This is a genomic window from Bartonella vinsonii subsp. berkhoffii ATCC 51672, from assembly GCF_902825225.1.
Lineage (GTDB): Bacteria > Pseudomonadota > Alphaproteobacteria > Rhizobiales > Rhizobiaceae > Bartonella > Bartonella berkhoffii.
Genome location: NZ_CADEAK010000063.1, coordinates 1 through 1,145, shown reverse-complemented (window position 1 = coordinate 1,145; position 1,145 = coordinate 1). Strand labels below are relative to the sequence as shown.

The following is a 1,145-nucleotide window of genomic DNA, read 5'->3' as shown; positions in this document are numbered from 1 at the left end:
TTATTGTGGTCAAGGTGGAAGACAAACCCGTGCATGAGGTTTTTTATCAGCGTCTTTTAAATGCAACCATCACTGATCATGCTGGCAATGAAGCCGATAGATTTGAAGCGGAGTTTGATGATCGTGGCAATGATTTAGAGGTTCCACAAACGGGCAGTGCACTGCAGGTAATCTTTGGCTATGAGAACAGCATCAGTGCTTTTATGGGGCGTTTTGTTGTCGAATCGGTTGTGAGTTGTGGGGGCAGTGATGGAGAGATCTTGCGCCTTTGTGGCAAAAGCGCTTCGATGCGCAAAGAACTCAAAGAACAAACCAGTGAACATTTTGATCACAAAACCGTTGGCGAGATTGTTGAAACCCTCGCCAAACGCCATGGCTATCAAGCAAAGATCAGTTCAGAATTCACGCACAAAACTTTGCCTTATGTGATTCGCACGGATCAATCGGCTGTTGATTTTTTAACCCGCCTTGCAGACCGCATGCAGGCACGTTTTTTAATTAAGGATAATAAGTTTTTATTTTTAAGCGGAAACAATTTACCGGTCCTCGAACTTCATAAGCATGACTGCTCCAGTTGGGAATTCACGTTAGAGCCACGCACCCAATATGGCAGCGTTGAATCAACCTACTTTGATCGCTCGCAAGGACAACAATGCCAAGTCAAGCATCAGACAGGCTTTAGTGGTCCTGTGCGTCGTTTGCGTTGTTGCTACACCAGCAGGGAAGAGGCATTAGCTGCTGCCGCCTCAGAATCAGACCGGCTGTGCCGTAGCATGGGCAGTGGTTCTTTGTCCCTTGAAGGGCGCCCCGAAATCATGGCGGATCAACCGCTGCTTCTTCAAGGGTTCCGTAGTGAAATCAATGGACCATGGAAAGCTGAAACCGTGACCCATCGCTATGAGAAACAAAGCGGATACACCACAGAAATTACTCTAGAAGCACCAGACAAGGGAAAGGACAGCAACAAAGAATAGAGGCTGGGCTGGTTGCCCAGCCAACGGGACTAGTTTGGTACACACCCGTCCGATGTAAGAGCTCTTAACATCGCAGCCACTTCTTATCACTTGAAGCAATGAGAAGATGGCTACTATAGATGAAAGAGTGTTAAAAAATTATGGATACACTTTACAAGGAAACATTAAAAT

At 46.3% G+C, this 1,145-nt stretch carries 1 protein-coding gene; it reads left to right on the top strand.

All coding sequences use genetic code 11. The features are described from left to right. Positions 1 to 2 precede the first annotated feature (2 nt). Complete coding sequence (locus J7R10_RS08190; RefSeq protein ID WP_246787418.1) at positions 3 to 974, top strand: phage late control D family protein; 972 nt, start codon at positions 3 to 5, stop codon at positions 972 to 974. Positions 975 to 1,145 lie beyond the last annotated feature (171 nt).